Origin of the sequence: Streptococcus ovuberis (genome assembly GCF_012396585.1) — a bacterium.
Classification (GTDB): Bacteria; Bacillota; Bacilli; order Lactobacillales; family Streptococcaceae; genus Streptococcus; species Streptococcus ovuberis.
This window is the reverse complement of sequence record NZ_JAAXPR010000034.1, coordinates 1-15,959: the sequence shown is the minus strand read 5'-3', so window position 1 is coordinate 15,959 and position 15,959 is coordinate 1. Positions and strand designations below refer to the sequence as shown.

Annotated in this window: 17 protein-coding genes and 1 pseudogene; 16 read left to right on the top strand and 2 right to left on the bottom strand. The window is 38.6% G+C overall.

The features are described 5' to 3' along the window. Nucleotides 1–160: 160 nt before the first annotated feature. The 16 genes from HF992_RS11240 (at nucleotide 161) to ftsH (ending at nucleotide 14,007) form a co-directional block, all read left to right on the top strand. Nucleotides 161–502 carry a helix-turn-helix domain-containing protein gene (locus HF992_RS11240; RefSeq protein ID WP_168550103.1) on the top strand — a complete coding sequence of 114 codons (342 nt, stop codon included), beginning with the start codon at nucleotides 161–163 and terminating at the stop codon, nucleotides 500–502. An 84-nt stretch (nucleotides 503–586) separates the two neighbouring features. Continuing rightward, nucleotides 587–1,702 carry a redox-regulated ATPase YchF gene (gene ychF / locus HF992_RS11235; protein WP_168550102.1) on the top strand — a complete coding sequence of 372 codons (1,116 nt, stop codon included), beginning with the start codon at nucleotides 587–589 and terminating at the stop codon, nucleotides 1,700–1,702. 11 nt (nucleotides 1,703–1,713) lie between these two features. Beyond that, nucleotides 1,714–2,046: an immunity 51 family protein gene (locus HF992_RS11230; protein ID WP_168550101.1), complete on the top strand. Its 333-nt coding sequence runs from the start codon at nucleotides 1,714–1,716 to the stop codon at nucleotides 2,044–2,046. 63 nt (nucleotides 2,047–2,109) lie between these two features. Beyond that, on the top strand, nucleotides 2,110–2,268 hold the full coding sequence (locus tag HF992_RS12430; RefSeq protein WP_168550100.1) for a histidine phosphatase family protein: 159 nt from the start codon (nucleotides 2,110–2,112) through the stop codon (nucleotides 2,266–2,268). Further along, a complete protein-coding gene (locus tag HF992_RS11220; protein ID WP_343032974.1) occupies nucleotides 2,256–2,606 on the top strand; it encodes a histidine phosphatase family protein in 351 nt (116 codons plus the stop codon). The genes HF992_RS12430 and HF992_RS11220 overlap by 13 nt, the downstream gene beginning before the upstream one ends. A gap of 62 nt (nucleotides 2,607–2,668) precedes the next feature. Then, nucleotides 2,669–3,238 carry an aminoacyl-tRNA hydrolase gene (gene pth / locus HF992_RS11215; protein WP_168550098.1) on the top strand — a complete coding sequence of 190 codons (570 nt, stop codon included), beginning with the start codon at nucleotides 2,669–2,671 and terminating at the stop codon, nucleotides 3,236–3,238. A gap of 1 nt (nucleotide 3,239) precedes the next feature. Then, nucleotides 3,240–6,737 (top strand): transcription-repair coupling factor, encoded by a 3,498-nt coding sequence (gene mfd, locus HF992_RS11210; protein ID WP_168550097.1) that lies wholly within the window; start codon nucleotides 3,240–3,242, stop codon nucleotides 6,735–6,737. Between the two features lie 101 nt (nucleotides 6,738–6,838). Beyond that, complete coding sequence (locus tag HF992_RS11205) at nucleotides 6,839–7,393, top strand: helix-turn-helix domain-containing protein (protein ID WP_168550096.1); 555 nt, start codon at nucleotides 6,839–6,841, stop codon at nucleotides 7,391–7,393. Nucleotides 7,394–7,489: 96 nt separating this feature from the next. Beyond that, a complete protein-coding gene (locus HF992_RS11200; protein WP_168550095.1) occupies nucleotides 7,490–8,059 on the top strand; it encodes an HD domain-containing protein in 570 nt (189 codons plus the stop codon). 75 nt (nucleotides 8,060–8,134) lie between these two features. Then, a complete protein-coding gene (locus tag HF992_RS11195; RefSeq protein WP_168550094.1) occupies nucleotides 8,135–8,407 on the top strand; it encodes an RNA-binding S4 domain-containing protein in 273 nt (90 codons plus the stop codon). Continuing rightward, entirely contained in the window at nucleotides 8,394–8,771 is a 378-nt protein-coding gene (locus HF992_RS11190) for an FtsB family cell division protein (RefSeq protein ID WP_168550093.1), read from the top strand. The genes HF992_RS11195 and HF992_RS11190 overlap by 14 nt, the downstream gene beginning before the upstream one ends. Continuing rightward, the gene (locus HF992_RS11185; protein WP_168550092.1) at nucleotides 8,772–8,888 is read left to right on the top strand and encodes an SP_0009 family protein; all 117 of its coding nucleotides are present in this window, start codon (nucleotides 8,772–8,774) and stop codon (nucleotides 8,886–8,888) included. 12 nt (nucleotides 8,889–8,900) lie between these two features. Continuing rightward, nucleotides 8,901–10,184, top strand: a complete 1,284-nt coding sequence (locus tag HF992_RS11180; RefSeq protein ID WP_168550091.1) for a serine hydrolase — start codon at nucleotides 8,901–8,903, stop codon at nucleotides 10,182–10,184. Then, a complete protein-coding gene (tilS, locus tag HF992_RS11175; protein WP_168550090.1) occupies nucleotides 10,181–11,461 on the top strand; it encodes a tRNA lysidine(34) synthetase TilS in 1,281 nt (426 codons plus the stop codon). Before HF992_RS11180 ends, tilS begins: the two co-directional genes overlap by 4 nt. Further along, nucleotides 11,455–11,997, top strand: a complete 543-nt coding sequence (gene hpt, locus HF992_RS11170; protein ID WP_168550089.1) for a hypoxanthine phosphoribosyltransferase — start codon at nucleotides 11,455–11,457, stop codon at nucleotides 11,995–11,997. The genes tilS and hpt overlap by 7 nt, the downstream gene beginning before the upstream one ends. Nucleotides 11,998–12,033: 36 nt before the next feature. After that, complete coding sequence (ftsH, locus tag HF992_RS11165; RefSeq protein WP_168550088.1) at nucleotides 12,034–14,007, top strand: ATP-dependent zinc metalloprotease FtsH; 1,974 nt, start codon at nucleotides 12,034–12,036, stop codon at nucleotides 14,005–14,007. A 563-nt stretch (nucleotides 14,008–14,570) separates the two neighbouring features. On the opposite strand, the pseudogene HF992_RS12425 reads toward ftsH, so the two are convergent. Both HF992_RS12425 and HF992_RS12420 read right to left on the bottom strand, forming a co-directional pair. Continuing rightward, nucleotides 14,571–15,116 (bottom strand): annotated as a pseudogene (locus tag HF992_RS12425) (IS30 family transposase); the annotation flags it as partial. Between the two features lie 139 nt (nucleotides 15,117–15,255). After that, nucleotides 15,256–15,432, bottom strand: coding sequence for a hypothetical protein (locus HF992_RS12420; RefSeq protein WP_425505616.1), 177 nt, complete (start codon nucleotides 15,430–15,432; stop codon nucleotides 15,256–15,258). Nucleotides 15,433–15,959: the final 527 nt, after the last annotated feature.

The window sequence follows — 15,959 nt, the reverse complement described above, 5'->3', positions numbered from 1 at the left end:
TCCAGTTTTGAGTACAGGCTAGGCAAAGCCCTACTAAAAACCACGGATTTGTATTGCTCACCTACATTATATTCCTAATCTCTTTTTCTGTCATGAGTTGGCAGGCATAGCCTGCTTAGAGTTTTGATAGAATAAAGGTAAAGAAAGCGAGGTAACTCTGATGAATCAATTTGCAGAGCAATTAAAAGATTTCCGTCGTCAAAAAGGTCTATCGCAGGATGATTTGGCCAATCAACTCCATATTTCTCGTCAAGCTATCTCACGATGGGAAAATGGTGAAACAGCACCTGACCTTGACACTCTTGTCAAGTTATCGTCAATCTTTGAAGTGACCCTTGACGAGCTGGTGACGGGAGTTAAGCCAGAACCAGTGATTGTTCAAGAAACACCGATGACCATATGGGGATTTTTGAGTAAATCAGAAAATAGGTGGATAGTAATCACATTTTTTGTACTTGTCTTCTTTGTGATTATCTTTTTCAGCCCAGCTGGATATAATTAGAAAAAGCTTGTCACGTGACAAGCTTTTTTGTTGATTTTTTGCTATAATGATTATCATTGAATTTTTAGATGGAGAAAAGAAATTATGGCTTTAACAGCAGGTATTGTCGGTCTTCCAAATGTCGGCAAATCCACTCTTTTTAATGCAATTACCAAAGCGGGAGCAGAAGCTGCTAACTACCCCTTTGCGACCATTGATCCAAACGTCGGCATGGTGGAGGTGCCTGATGAGCGTCTGCAAAAGTTGACTGAGCTGATCACACCGAAAAAGACGGTACCAACGACCTTCGAATTTACCGACATCGCTGGCATCGTGAAAGGCGCTTCTCGTGGGGAGGGTTTGGGGAACAAGTTTTTGGCCAACATCCGTGAAGTGGACGCTATTGTCCATGTGGTGCGTGCTTTTGATGATGAAAATGTCATGCGCGAGCAAGGGCGTGAAGATGCCTTTGTCGATCCGATTGCGGATATTGAAACCATCAATTTGGAGCTGATTTTGGCTGACCTTGAAAGTGTCAATAAACGCTATGCGCGTGTAGAGAAGATGGCTCGTACGCAGAAAGATAAAGATTCCGTTGCGGAGTTCAATATTTTACAAAAAATCAAGCCAGTCCTTGAAGATGGTAGGTCTGCTCGTACCGTAACCTTTACAGATGACGAGCAAAAGATTGTCAAGCAGCTCTTCCTCTTGACCACCAAGCCTGTCCTCTATGTGGCCAATGTCGATGAGGACAAGGTCGCAGACCCTGACAATATCGGCTATGTCCAGCAAATTCGTGATTTTGCAGCGACGGAAAATGCGGAAGTGGTAGTCATTTCAGCCCGTGCCGAAGAAGAAATTTCTGAACTGGAAGATGAAGATAAAGCAGAGTTTTTAGAAGCGATCGGCTTGACTGAGTCAGGTGTGGACAAGTTGACCCGTGCTGCCTATCACCTGCTGGGGCTTGGCACCTACTTTACTGCTGGTGAAAAAGAGGTGCGTGCCTGGACCTTTAAACGTGGTATCAAGGCCCCTCAAGCAGCAGGAATTATTCACTCAGACTTTGAAAAAGGGTTTATCCGTGCGGTAACCATGAGTTATGACGATCTCATGCACTATGGTAGCGAGAAGGCGGTCAAAGAAGCTGGGCGTCTCCGTGAAGAAGGAAAAGAATATGTCGTCCAAGATGGTGATATCATGGAATTCCGCTTTAATGTATAAGGAGATGGCTAATGACTGATTTTTCACCATTTTTTTGGACAGAACATGCTACTTCAGCCTCTTTTTGTCTCCAAGTTGGTAGCTATTTGCAGGATTTGTTTAATAGCAGAGCTGATGAGGGATTTGAAGGAAATGGTTATGATTGGGAAAGTTTAGCCAGTGTTTTTCTGGAGGAAAAAAGACCTGATTTAGCGCAAGAAATTGCTTTTGATTCCGAGGGAAGTCTGTTTTGTGCTTACTCAGAAAATACATCAGCTTTGAAAGATTTTGCCCTCTCTTTCAAACAGGCTTGTTCTGATTCAGAACTCATTGCAGACCTTTTCAGTCGTGCAGAATTGGATTAAATATAGTATCATTAAACAGAACTCATAAGGCTGGGAAGTTTTTCCAGTCCTTTTGGCGTCTGTTTGGGAGGAGATAGGATAGTTATCTTAGTTAGACATGGGGAAGACTTTTCAGGTTATCGTGGGAGCTGGAGCTCCTTTGGACTAACAGACTTAGGCAGAGACCAGTCTAGAAAAACAGCTGACTTTCTAGCTCATCTGACAATTGAATTGATAGGATAGAATCTAGCGATTTGCCAAGAGCAGTTGAAACAGCTAAAATCATCTCCTCTGCTTGTCAGCTGCCTTATTCCCTTGACAGCCGTCTTATGGAAATTAATAATGGAGACCTCTCAGGTCTGGAAAATAGTTTAGCAGATAAATTGTATTCTAATTCATACTATAATACCCTTGCTTATAACGAAACCTATTCTAATGGCGAAAGTCCGCAACCCTTTTTTAAACGGGTCTTAGATATCTATGACACCCTAAAAGGAAATAAGGAAACAGTTGTCGTCATCACTCATGGTGGTGTGCTCAATGCCTTTTATTACTTGGCAAAAGGGGATCCCACATACTAATCAAACATAGGAAATGACCCTTAATCATGGGGACTATATCATGATGAACATAGGAGGATAAAATGGTAAAACTCATCGTCGGTTTAGGAAATCCAGGATCTAAATACCATGAAACCAGACACAATATTGGATTTATGCTAGTTGACAAAATAGCAGAAACTGTCAAGGAAAGCTTTACAGCAGATAAAATTTTCAAAGCTGAGATAGCCACAACTCGAATCAATGGTGAGAAAATCTTTTTGGTAAAACCAACGACATTTATGAATAAATCTGGTGAGGCAGTTCATGCCTTATTGACTTACTTCGGATTAGATGTAAAAGATTTAATTGTGGTTTATGATGATCTGGATATGGAGGTCGGAAAAGTCCGTTTTCGTCAAAAAGGTTCTGCAGGTGGACACAATGGGATTAAGTCTATTATTGCTCATCTTGGAACTCAAGAATTTAATCGCATCAAAATAGGCATTGGTAGACCCCAAAATGGTATACCAGTCCACCATCATGTCTTGACAAAATTTGACAATGATGACCAAATTTCGATTCTTCAAGCACTTGACAGAGTTGACAATGCTATCAATTTCTATTTACAAGAAAAGGATTTTCTAAAAGTAACACAAAAATACAGTGGGTGATATGATACTACTTGATCTATTAAGAGAAAATAAACAAATTAGCCAATGGCTGAAAAATCTTAACCAAACCAAAAGACAGTTAATCATGGGATTATCGGATAGCAGTAAGGCTCTGGTCATGGCCAGTGCTATCAGTGATTTCGATGATAAACTATTGATTGTGACACCGAATCAAAATGAGGCAGAAAAATTAACTAGTGATTTAGAAAGTATCTTAGGAACTGATAAAGTTTTTCATTTTTTTGCAGATGATGCTGCTAGGGCAGAATTTGTTATATCCTCTGCCGAAAAGACAATCTCTCGTTTGGCAAGCCTTGACTTTTTGAGAAACCAAAAAGATTCCGGTATCGTAATAGCAAGTGTACAGGCTTGCCGACTATTGTTACCAAATCCTGCGGTTTTCGATTCTTCATTTATTGAAGTCAGAATCGGAGATGAACTACACGTTGACAAGTTTGTCAACTCATTGATTCAAATGGGATATAGAAAAGAAGGGCGTGTTCTCACTCCGGGTGAGTTTAGTTTACGCGGAGATATTCTGGATATTTTTCCACTTGGTGTTGAAAATCCCTACAGGATTGAATTTTTTGGAGATGAAATTGACAGTATTCGAACTTTTGAAATCAATAGTCAAATTTCTAAGGAAAATTTCGATGCAATGCTTGTCTCCCCTGCTAGTGACATGTTATTTACAAGTCAAGACTACCAGCGTTCTGTCAAGGTTCTATCACGTTTTTATGAACAAATTGACAATTTAGCCCTAAAATCTTATTTAGAAGAGCTACTTGTAGCGTTTAAAAATGAGTCTTTGCATGCCGAACAGCGAAAATTTCTGAACTTTTTCTATGAGAAGGAGTGGACCCTGTTAGACTATCTTCCAAAGCAATCCTTAATATTTTTAGATGATTTTCATAAAATTCAAGATAGTCATGCGAAGTTTGATTTAGAATTAGCGGAATACTTGACAGATAATTTACAAAACAATAAAGGTTTGTCAAGTCAAAAATATGCTTCATCAGTCTATACGCAATTAAGGCAATATCCATCTGTAACCTTTTTTTCTCCTTTTCAAAAAGGATTAGGTAATATACAATTTGATGCGCTGTTTCAGTTTAATCAGCACAAAATGCAGGAGTTTTTTAGCCAAATCCCTCTCTTATCCGATGAATTAAGAAGATTTGGAAAATCTGGTTATACGGTACTTATTCAAGCTGATTCTGAACAAGGTTTACTAAGTTTACAAAAAACATTACAAGAGTATGACGTTGACTTGCCTCTTGTTTCTCCAGAGGCTATTGTTAAGGGAGAAGCTCAACTTGTCATTGGCCATCTATCAGCTGGTTTTAACTTTTTAGATGAAAAGATTGCCCTGATTACGAGTCGTGAAATTTTCCATAAAAAAGTCAAGCGTAAACCAAGAAAATCGAACCTATCAAATAGCGAGCGGCTCAAAGATTACAATGAATTAGTATCTGGAGATTATGTGGTCCACCATATTCATGGAATTGGGAAATTTTTGGGTCTTGAAACCATTGAAATTGGTGGTGTTCATCGAGATTATCTGACGATTCAGTATCAAAATTCAGATCGTGTCTCACTGCCGATTGAGCAAATTGAATTGCTTTCCAAGTACGTGGCCAGCGATGGGAAAGAACCGAAAATTAGCAAGCTCAATGACGGTCGTTTTCAAAAAACGAAAACCAAGGTTCAAAAACAAGTTGAAGATATTGCAGATGATTTGATTCGCTTGTATGCTGAGCGCAGTCAACTAGAAGGCCATGCCTTTGCAGAAGACGATGAGCATCAAGTAGAATTTGATCAAGCTTTTGCTTATGCGGAAACAGATGACCAATTACGCTCTATTGCAGAAGTTAAAAAAGATATGGAAGCTAAAACACCAATGGATCGTCTTTTGGTTGGAGATGTTGGCTTTGGTAAAACGGAAGTAGCCATGCGCGCGGCATTTAAGGCAGTGAATGATAACAAGCAGGTAGCTATTTTGGTGCCTACAACAGTTTTAGCCCAGCAGCATTACACCAATTTTTTAGCTCGTTTTCTAGATTTTCCAGTTAATATCGATGTCCTTAGCCGTTTTAGAAGTAAGGCAGAACAGGCTAAGACATTGGAAAAATTGAAAAAAGGGCAAGTGGATATCCTTATTGGAACTCATCGGCTTCTTTCAGACGATGTGATATTTGCTGATTTGGGCTTGATTGTCATTGATGAAGAGCAACGTTTTGGTGTCAAACATAAAGAAAAGCTCAAGGAATTAAAAACTAAGGTTGACGTCTTAACCTTGACAGCAACGCCGATTCCACGTACCCTTCATATGTCTATGCTGGGCATTCGAGATTTATCAGTCATCGAGACTCCTCCAACCAATCGTTATCCCGTTCAAACCTATGTCATGGAATTTACACCTGCAATGATTCGAGAGGCTATTTTACGTGAGATAGATAGGGGAGGACAGGTATTTTATCTTTACAACCGTGTTGACACGATTGAGCAAAAGGTTTCTGAAATTCGGGAATTAGTCCCTGAAGCAAGAATTGGTTTTGTTCATGGACAGATGTCGGAAATCCAATTGGAAAATACCTTGATGGCTTTTATTGAAGGAGATTATGATGTCTTAGTGACAACAACTATTATCGAGACAGGAGTAGATATTCCCAACGCGAATACCCTCTTTATTGAGAATGCAGATTACATGGGTTTGTCAACCTTGTATCAACTGCGTGGTCGGGTTGGCCGAAGTAATCGAATTGCTTATGCTTACTTTATGTATCGTCCAGATAAAGTCTTGACGGAGGTTGCCGAAAAGCGCTTGGAAGCTATTAAAGGCTTTACAGAACTAGGATCTGGTTTTAAAATTGCCATGCGAGACTTATCCATTCGTGGTGCTGGTAATCTGCTTGGCGCTTCTCAGTCTGGTTTTATTGATTCCGTTGGCTTTGAACTTTACAATCAGCTACTGGAAGAAGCCATTGCTCAAAAACAAGGAAAAAGATTGGAAAAAAGACGTTCGAATGCAGAAATTAATCTGCAAATTGATGCCTATTTACCAAGTAGCTATATTTCAGACGAACGCCAAAAAATTGAAATTTACAAACGTATCCGCCAAATTGATGGTCGAGAAGATTACCAAAATCTTCAAGATGAGCTCATCGATCGCTTTGGAGATTACCCTGATGTAGTTGCTTACCTAATTGAAATTGGCCTGCTAAAATCGTTTCTGGACCAGTCTTTTGTAGAGATAGCAGAGAAAAAAGCTAATGCAGTTACCATTACCTTTGAATTAGCAGCCAATCAACTCTTTTTGACCCAAGATTATTTTGAAGCCTTGTCAGTCACTCATTTAAAAGCTCGTATCTCAGAACACCAAGGCAAGATGCAGGTTATCTTTGATATCCGGAACCAAAAAGATCATGCCATTTTAGAAGAGTTGCTTGCTTTTGCAGAAAAATTAGTGGAAATCAAGAGCCGCAAACAGCTTGATTAGCCTTGTCAACGCTTTTTGACAGAAAAAATTAGCATTGACCAAACTATTGTATGGTAAAATCATCTCATGAAGAGTAGATTAGAAACAACAAGGAGATCATAGTGGAATTTCAAAATAGGCTGATTAAATTAAGAAAAGAAAGGGGTCTGTCGCAGGAAGACTTGGCAGAGAAACTTTATGTTTCACGTCAAACGATATCAAACTGGGAACGCGGAAAGACTTACCCAGACATTAACAGTCTGCTTTTGATGGCGACCTATTTTGACGTTTCCTTGGATAATCTAATCAAAGGAGATATAGAGAAAATGAGATTTCATAATGATAAAAAACAATTCAAAAAGTGGCTGGTGATTTCAGGATTATCTTGGTTTGCTTACTCGGTCGCTTATCCGACTAGATTTTTAATGACAGTCAATCAGAGCAATACCTTGCTTAGCCTTATAGCAATACCTTTGATTTATGCTGTATTTCAGTTGTTTTACATCTATAAAAACCATGATTTTAGACCTTATGCTGACATCCTGAATTTTTTAGATGATAAGAAGAAACATGTAACTAATACCAGTGATGATATTTGGTTTCTTATTGGCCTTGGATTTTCAATTTGGCTAATTTTCTTTGCAGGGACTGTGGTATCTACGCTCTTATTTTGGTAAAGTGACTCCTCCTATTCTTTACAGTAGGAGGTTTTTCTTTTTCTTGCTTTTTCATTTGTTTTTGATTAGGATAGAAGAAAGAAAGGAAAATTTGCCATGAAACCCAGACAGGTCCTAGATATATTAAAGATTGCTGAAAGGTTGAAGGATACGACCAGACACTGCTATACCTCTAAAGGCCGTAAGGAAAGCGTGGCGGAGCATAGCTGGATGATGACTTTAATGGCCTTTTTACTCAAGGAAGAATTTTCCCATCTTGATATGACTAAGGTCTTGACCATGTGTCTCATTCACGATTTAGGCGAAGCCTTTACAGGAGATATTCCAACTTTTGAAAAAACGCAGTTCCATCGAGCCAAGGAAGAAAAACTGCTCTTTACATGGCTGTCAAGCCTACCTCAACCCTATGCAGAACAAATGAAGGCTCTTTACAAGGAAATGGCTGCACTGGAGACAGAAGAAGCTAAGCTTTACAAGGCTTTGGATGGAATGGAAGCTGTAATTCAGCATAATTTTTCAGATATTTTGACCTGGGAGCCCCACGAATACGACTTAAATCTGACCCATGCTAATGACAAAGTAGCTTTTTCACCCTATCTAAGTCAACTCCGTCAGGAAATCCGTGAAGATACTCGTGATAAAATAGCTGCCAGTCAAGACCGGTAGATAGTAACTTTTGATGGTTTAGCTCTGCTATTTTCTTTAAAAAATGTTAAAATAATAGGGTTAAGGAGGAGACTCATGCGCTTAGACAAATATTTAAAAGTATCACGAATTATCAAACGCCGAACAGTAGCTAAGGAAGTGGCGGACAAGGGACGAATCAAGGTCAATGGCGTCCTAGCTAAGTCGTCAACAGACTTGAAAACAGGTGATGAAGTTGAAATTCGCTTTGGAAACAAACTTTTAACCGTTCGTGTCTTAGAAATGTTAGATAGTACCAAGAAACAAGATGCTGATAAAATGTACGATATCATTAGTGAGCAAAGGATAGAAAGCAATGAAGAAATCTAAGGTCTTGCAATTGAACAATTCCTTCATTCAGGAAGAGCGTTCCAAACGTCAGTCGGTCCATCTTGAAAAACAACGGAAAAATCGTTTTATGGGAATGATTCTTATTTTGATTATTTTCCTCTTTACCCTGCCAGCTTATAATTTACTTCAGTCCTATGAACAGTTGTTGGGGAGACGAGAAAAGTTAGCAGAAATGAAGACTAGCTATCAAGCACTGGAAAAGAGGGTAGAAGAAGAACAGTCTTTGGTCAAAAAATTATCCGATAAGGACTACGTGGCTAAATATGTCAGGGCCAAGTATCATTATTCCAAAGATGGTGAGTTCGTCTATACCATTCCAAGTTTATTACCAACCTCGAAATAAATGGAAAATTTAGTAGAAACTATAGAGCAATTCTTAGCCTTTTCTGATGAAAAATTAGAAGAGTTAGCCCAGAAAAATCAAGCATTACGATTGTTAGAGGCAGAAAGAGAAGATTAGGAAGGAGGGGTTATGCGGAAATTCATCCTGTTTTTGAGTGCGTCAACGATTCTGATTCCTGCACCAGTCATTAGCAGTGAGCGTGATTTTGAACTGTCAAATGAGAACCACTACGCCCTCCAAAGTGCTCTTTATGATGGTTATTATCATACTATACCATCCAATCCGAATGTTTTTGAAAAGACACCCCGTTATTCGGACAGTAATCTTACCCAGACAGTCGGCCATCTTTCTCCCAATCAGAAATTTGAAATTGTAAACTTGACTGTCAATGATCATTTACAACCTGTTTTTCAATTATCGGATGAAACTTACATCTTAGCTAGCCAATCAATTGTTTTTGATGACATCATTCAAGAACAAAAATTTCAAGAAGTTGTCTTTTGGATTGACGAAGGATTTACAGTTATGTCAAGTCCGATAGGAAATCAGGCTAAAAAGTTAAATAAAGCTCCTAAACCATATACTCAAGTAACAGTAAGAGAAATTGTAAAAACACCCAGAGGAGAATTTGCTAAAATAGAAGAAGGATGGGTGTCAATAGAATTTTTATCTATTGAGGATAATCGTATAAATCACGTTCAGAAAATCCTCAATCAAAAATACAATGATCCAGAATTGGCTATCTATGTCCATCAACTTGACACTGGATTTACAGCTGGAATCAATCAAGATAAGGAAATGTATTCAGCTAGTATCGCTAAACTCCCAGTCCTTTATTACGCTCAACTAGGGTTAGAAAATGAAAAATTTCAGCTCAAGGATACATTTAAGTATACAGACAAAGTACACGAGTTTGATGGAGCTTATTTACCTGAAGGCAGTGGAACCTTACCCAAATCGGCTGATTCTAAAACTTACACTTTAGAGAATCTGATTGATTTGACGGCTAAAAAGTCAGATAATGTTGCTAGCAACATCCTAGGGTATTATGTTACAAATCAGTTTGATAGGACTTATTATCAGACATTAGACTTCATTACCAATAAAACTTGGAATATGTCTGAAAAGCAAGGTAGCGCAGAGATGGCAGGTCTTGTCATGGCAGCCTTGTATGAGTTAAATCCATCTGGTTTTGTCCTGAATAGCCTATCAGAAACAGCCTTTGATGATCAGCGTATTGCCAAGGTTGTTGACGCTAAGGTCGCTCATAAAATAGGGGACGCCTATGACTTTAGACATGATGTGGCCCTCATATACACAGAGTCACCTTTTGTCATTTCTATTTTTACGAATCATAAAACATATGATGATATTAGCTCTATTGCAGCAGATGTCTATAAGGTACTTAAATGAAAGAAAAATTTTTAAAAGTGGCTAATCATAGGCACTTTTTTGATAAGCACTCCAATGTGTTGCTAGCCGTTTCTGGAGGAGCTGATTCGATGGCTCTGCTTGAGCTTTTAAAAAATTGCCAAAAAAGTTTAGGAATTAAGATTGGGATAGCCCATGTCCACCATGGTCAAAGACCAGAGTCTGATCAGGAAGCTGCTTATTTAGAAAACTATGCTAGAGATAGAGATATTGCGTTTCACATGACTTATTTTAAAGGGCAATTTTCAGAAAAAAAAGCTAGAGATTTTCGTTATGACTTTTTTAAGCAAATCATGAGAGACTTTAATTATACAGCTTTGGTGACTGCTCATCACAAGAATGATCAGGCAGAAACTGTATTTATGCGACTGTTGAGAGGAAGCAAGTGGTTCCATTTGTCTGCTATCAAGGAACGTCAAGACTTTGGTCCAGGTGAACTAATCAGACCGCTCTTGACTTTTACCAAAAAGGAGTTGCCATCTGTTTTTCATTTTGAAGATGCTTCTAATCGGGAAAATAATTATTTGAGAAATAGAATTAGAAATCGGTATCTTCCTCAACTGAGTCAGGAAAATCCTAGATTGAGTGATTCTCTTGTAAGTCTTTCTCAGGACATGTCACATTTACAGGAAGCTCTCCTTTATTTGACTAAATCAATGGATATCCAGGATTTGGAAAACTTCAAAGCCTCTCCCAAGGGGTTACAAATTTTTTTACTAGAACATTATCTGACCAATTTTCCAGAACTTGCGCTTTCTAGAGGTCAATTGGATGAGATGCTTTATAGCCTTGAAAATAAGGTAAATACCATTTACAAGATTAGGAAAGATTACCAATTAGTAATCACTTATGAGAGGTTTTACATTGAAAAAATCAATCCAGAGACCTATGGAGACTTGAGTGAAGTTGTGTTAGAATCTGGCAATACACTAAATTTTGGTCAATTTACACTTTCTTTCAATATTCCCTTGATGGAATGGGACCAGGAAATTTTATTATCATCAGGAAATCCGATTGTTTTACGGCATCAACAAATTGGGGATCAAATGATATACAAGGGACATTCTCGCAAATTAAAAAGAATTTATCAGGATCAAAGAATTTCCATACTTGAAAAGGAAAAGGCAGTTATTTTAGAGCAAGATAAAAAAATCATAGGGATTGCAGGAATTGCAGCCAGCGATTTGAGTAAATCATTAAAAAATGATACAATAGAGAACAAACTATATATCAAAAAAATGAGAGAAAGCATATGTTAGAAAACTACATTGAAAAGATCCTTATTAATCATAATGAAATCGTTGAAAAATCAAAAGAATTAGGCCAATGTCTGACGAAAGATTACCAAGATAAAAATCCTATTTTAGTTGGCGTTTTAAAGGGTTCTGTTCCCTTTTTAGCAGAGTTAATGAAACATATCGATACTCATGTTGAATTAGAATTTATGATTGTTTCGAGCTATCACGGAGGAACTGCAAGCTCTGGGAGGGTCAATATTATAAAAGATATTGATACGGACATAAAAGGGCGTCATGTGGTCTTTGTTGAAGATATCATCGATACAGGACGTACTTTGAAAGATTTAAAACAGCTATTTTTAGATCGTGAACCTGCCTCTGTCAAAATTGTTACTCTGATTGACAAGCCAGAAGGGCGAGTCGTTGAAATTGAGGCCGACTATACTGGTTTTACCGTTCCAAATGAATTCTTGGTAGGATTTGGTTTGGATTACGCTGAAAACTATCGTAATCTTCCTTACATCGGTGTATTAAAAGAGGAAGTTTACACTAACTAACTAAAATAATATAGAAAAATAGGTATTTCTACGTATATGAATAATAAAAAAAATAGTTTTTTACGAAATTCTTTCCTATATATAATCCTTATTATCGCCCTTATTTCTGGATTTCAATACCTGTTTGCTGGCGATGGATTTAGGAGTCAGGAAATTTCGTACTCTGAACTAGTTAAACAAGTTGGTGATGGCAAGATCAAAGAATTGACCTATCAACCTGGAGACAGTGTTGTTTCAATTTCAGGAAAATATAAAGAACCTCAGAAGGTCGAAGCATCTGTCGAGACAGGAATTCAGTTTTTCACAGCACCAGCGACAACTGTTACAGAATTTAAATCTCTGGTTCTTGCTACTGATACTACTATTGCTGAATTAACAGATTTAGCTGAGGAAGCAAATGTTACATTAAAAGTTAAGCCAGAAAGTTCAAATGGCCTATGGTTGAGCCTTGTTTTAAACTTTGTTCCTCTTCTTATTTTCGGATTTTTCATCTTCTCAATGATGGGACAAGGTGGTGCGGGTGGTGCCCGTGGCGCTATGAACTTTGGACGCAATAAGGCTCGTTCAATGACTAAGGATGACGTTAAGGTACGTTTTTCTGATGTTGCAGGAGCAGAGGAAGAAAAACAGGAACTGGTTGAAGTTGTTGAATTCTTGAAAGATCCAAAACGTTTTACCAAGCTTGGTGCTCGTATTCCTGCAGGTGTTCTTTTAGAGGGTCCTCCAGGAACTGGTAAAACGCTTCTCGCTAAAGCTGTAGCTGGTGAAGCTGGCGTACCCTTCTTTTCAATATCAGGCTCAGATTTTGTCGAAATGTTTGTCGGAGTCGGAGCAAGTCGTGTCCGTTCATTGTTTGAGGATGCCAAAAAAGCTGCGCCTGCTATCATTTTTATTGATGAAATTGATGCTGTTGGACGTCAGCGGGGAATTGGCCTTGGTGGTGGAAACGATGAGCGTGAACAGACACTTAACCAACTTCTAATTGAAATGGATGGTTTTGAAGGGAACGAAGGGATTATTATTATTGCAGCAACTAACCGTAGTGATGTTCTCGATCCAGCTCTTCTTCGTCCAGGTCGCTTTGACCGCAAAGTTCTTGTAGGCCGTCCAGATGTTAAGGGACGTGAAGCTATTTTAAAAGTCCATGCTCGAAACAAACCGCTTGCTGCTGACGTTGATTTAAAATTAGTTGCACAGCAAACTCCTGGTTTTGTAGGTGCAGACCTTGAAAATGTGCTCAATGAGGCAGCTCTTGTTGCTGCACGCCGCAATAAAACTAAGATTGATGCTTCAGATATTGACGAGGCAGAAGACCGTGTAATTGCTGGTCCATCTAAGAAAGACCGCACAGTTTCTCAAAAAGAAAGAGAAATGATTGCTTACCATGAAGCAGGTCATACGATTGTAGGTTTAGTTTTATCTAATGCACGAGTAGTTCACAAAGTTACTATTGTTCCTCGTGGCCGTGCAGGGGGCTATATGATTGCTCTTCCTAAAGAAGATCAAATGCTTCTTTCTAAAGAAGATATGAAGGAACAGTTGGCAGGTCTCATGGGTGGTCGCGTAGCTGAGGAAATTATTTTCAATGCACAAACTACCGGAGCTTCCAATGACTTTGAGCAAGCAACCCAAATGGCGCGTGCTATGGTTGCAGAATATGGTATGAGCGAAAAAATGGGTCCAATGCAATATGAAGGGAACCATGCTATGTTTGGAGCACAAACGTCTCCAAAGCATATTTCTGAACAGACGGCTTACGAAATTGATGAAGAGGTTCGAACCCTTCTCAATGAAGCCCGTAATACAGCGGCATCTATCATTCAAGACAATAGAGAAAAACATAGATTGATTGCAGAAGCTCTCCTCAAGTATGAGACTTTAGATAGTAATCAAATTAAATCCATTTATGAAACGGGTCAAATGCCAGAAGTCTCAGAAACAGATGGCGAAGCGACAGCACTTTCCTATGATGAAGTTAAACATCGGATGGAAAACGATTTTTCTAACTAAAAATCAATAACAGATGGACCATTGCCGGCAATTAACGGGTGATGGTCCTATCTTTTAAAATTTGATTAAAGCATAATAGAAAAAAGTGGTAATATAACTGTAGCATATAGAGTTGTTAGAGAAGGCCTCTTTTTTAAAATAGTTATTTTTAGTCACTCTTTTTTCCTTTGGACAGGAAGTGCTAAGCAAGAAGCTTGTGGTTTTATTAACCTTTCATTTACAGGAATAGAAATTAGAGGACTAGATATTCTTTTTTCCCAAAATTACACTTAATTTAAGAGATTAACGTAATCATCATCTGATAGAATTTCAGAGCCATACCCATTTTATGAAGTATCTCAAATTTTTCCTTCTTGATTTACTTTAGTAAAACGTTGCTTTATTTCAATGCAAATTGTTTACAATTTTTATTTAGAGTTTTGATCAGCAATCTTATGATTGAATTTTCTCCCTTATTTTAAACGTTCAATTAAACAACAACCAGCTACTATCAAGCGACTTGCTTTAAATGGAAATATGTCATATCATTTTGTTTTGACAAATTGCAAGAATAAGTGCAACAGTTATCCAAACTCATTTATGAGAGCTTCCGAAGGTGTTCTGTAAGCCAAGCATTTTCGTGGTCGGTTATTGATGTCAAATAGGGCTTTCGCCAATTGTCCCTCAGAAATAGCCGCCAAATCTGTTTTCTTGGGGAAGTATTCCCTCAGTAACCCATTGGCGTTTTCATTGCTCCACCTTTGCCAAGACGAATAGGGATCCGCAAAGTAAAGGGGAATGCCCAAATTCTCCACCAAGGGATAACAGGCAAATTCCTTTCCCCTATTTGAAGTAAAGGTTTTAAAGGCTTCTTTGGGAAATAAGGTACACAGCCGTTCGATGGCTGAAAACATGGATTTGGCTGTTCTATCTGGCATCTTGAAAGCCAGGTAAACGCGTGTTTTTCTCTCCACAAAGGCCGCTAAACAGCCCTTGTTTTTGCCTCGGGAAGACACAACCGTATCTAGCTCCCAGTGACCGAAAGTCTGACGAGTCTTAACTTCTTTAGGGCGTTTGGAAATCGATGTTCCAATCCTAAATTTCCCACGGGTTTCTCTGGGTTGCCGGCTTTTCCTTGGCGACGTAAGACGCTTAAATCTAGGTTAAGCAGGCCAGTATAGAGCCAGTTGTAGATGGTCTTAAAAGCGACCATTGGCTTTTCTTCCAGCCGATAGCGACCATAAATCTGTTCGGGAGACCAAGAGGCTCTCAAACCTCCGCTTTTAACTCAGGGGTCAAACGAGACTTTCGTCCTTTTTGCTTAGCCTTTTGGTCAACATGTTTCTGGGCTAGGTCTGCGGAATAAGTAACTGAACACCGCTTTAACTCTCTTGAGATGGTAGACTTATGGACGCCAAGTTTACTAGTAATTTGATGAGGTTTCAACCCTAATTCTAAGTAAGTTTCTATCTTTAGTCGCTCTTTTATGGTTCATGGGAGTAGCTCATAGGTTTCCTCGTGTTCTGTTGGTGTGCTTACTTACAGTTTACACGAAAGAAACGCTATGAGTTTTTTTGTTGCACTATATTTTACAATTTATCTTATCAAAACGACGAAACTGTGGGGATGAGTTCAAGGGGACGATAGGTGTTGGCATAATGAAAAACCTCCAATTCTGTTTTCTACTAACAGTATACTGGAGGAGTGAGAGGATGACTAGATACCTCGTTATTGGGCGGTTACAATTTATCTTTTTTAAAAAATTAGCTAGAAGGGCAATACAGAGACTTTTTCTCACTCATTTGAGTGGCTAAGACAGTAAATCAAAAAATCCCCCAAACAGGTATTGACAAAGCGAGAAGAAGGTGATAGAATAATGAAGTTGTCACAGGGAACTCAAAGGCGAAACAGTTTTGAGAAAAAAAGATAAAAAAAGTTTCAAAAAAGTGTTGACAGGTTCAAGAGGAAGTGAT

Coding starts and splice junctions, on each gene's coding strand:
- HF992_RS11240 (WP_168550103.1), top strand. CDS start 161: ATGAATCAATTTGCAGAGCAATTAAAAGATTTCCGTCGTCAAAAAGGT.
- ychF (WP_168550102.1), top strand. CDS start 587: ATGGCTTTAACAGCAGGTATTGTCGGTCTTCCAAATGTCGGCAAATCC.
- HF992_RS11230 (WP_168550101.1), top strand. CDS start 1,714: ATGACTGATTTTTCACCATTTTTTTGGACAGAACATGCTACTTCAGCC.
- pth (WP_168550098.1), top strand. CDS start 2,669: ATGGTAAAACTCATCGTCGGTTTAGGAAATCCAGGATCTAAATACCAT.
- mfd (WP_168550097.1), top strand. CDS start 3,240: ATGATACTACTTGATCTATTAAGAGAAAATAAACAAATTAGCCAATGG.
- HF992_RS11200 (WP_168550095.1), top strand. CDS start 7,490: ATGAAACCCAGACAGGTCCTAGATATATTAAAGATTGCTGAAAGGTTG.
- HF992_RS11195 (WP_168550094.1), top strand. CDS start 8,135: ATGCGCTTAGACAAATATTTAAAAGTATCACGAATTATCAAACGCCGA.
- HF992_RS11190 (WP_168550093.1), top strand. CDS start 8,394: ATGAAGAAATCTAAGGTCTTGCAATTGAACAATTCCTTCATTCAGGAA.
- HF992_RS11185 (WP_168550092.1), top strand. CDS start 8,772: ATGGAAAATTTAGTAGAAACTATAGAGCAATTCTTAGCCTTTTCTGAT.
- HF992_RS11180 (WP_168550091.1), top strand. CDS start 8,901: ATGCGGAAATTCATCCTGTTTTTGAGTGCGTCAACGATTCTGATTCCT.
- tilS (WP_168550090.1), top strand. CDS start 10,181: ATGAAAGAAAAATTTTTAAAAGTGGCTAATCATAGGCACTTTTTTGAT.
- hpt (WP_168550089.1), top strand. CDS start 11,455: ATGTTAGAAAACTACATTGAAAAGATCCTTATTAATCATAATGAAATC.
- ftsH (WP_168550088.1), top strand. CDS start 12,034: ATGAATAATAAAAAAAATAGTTTTTTACGAAATTCTTTCCTATATATA.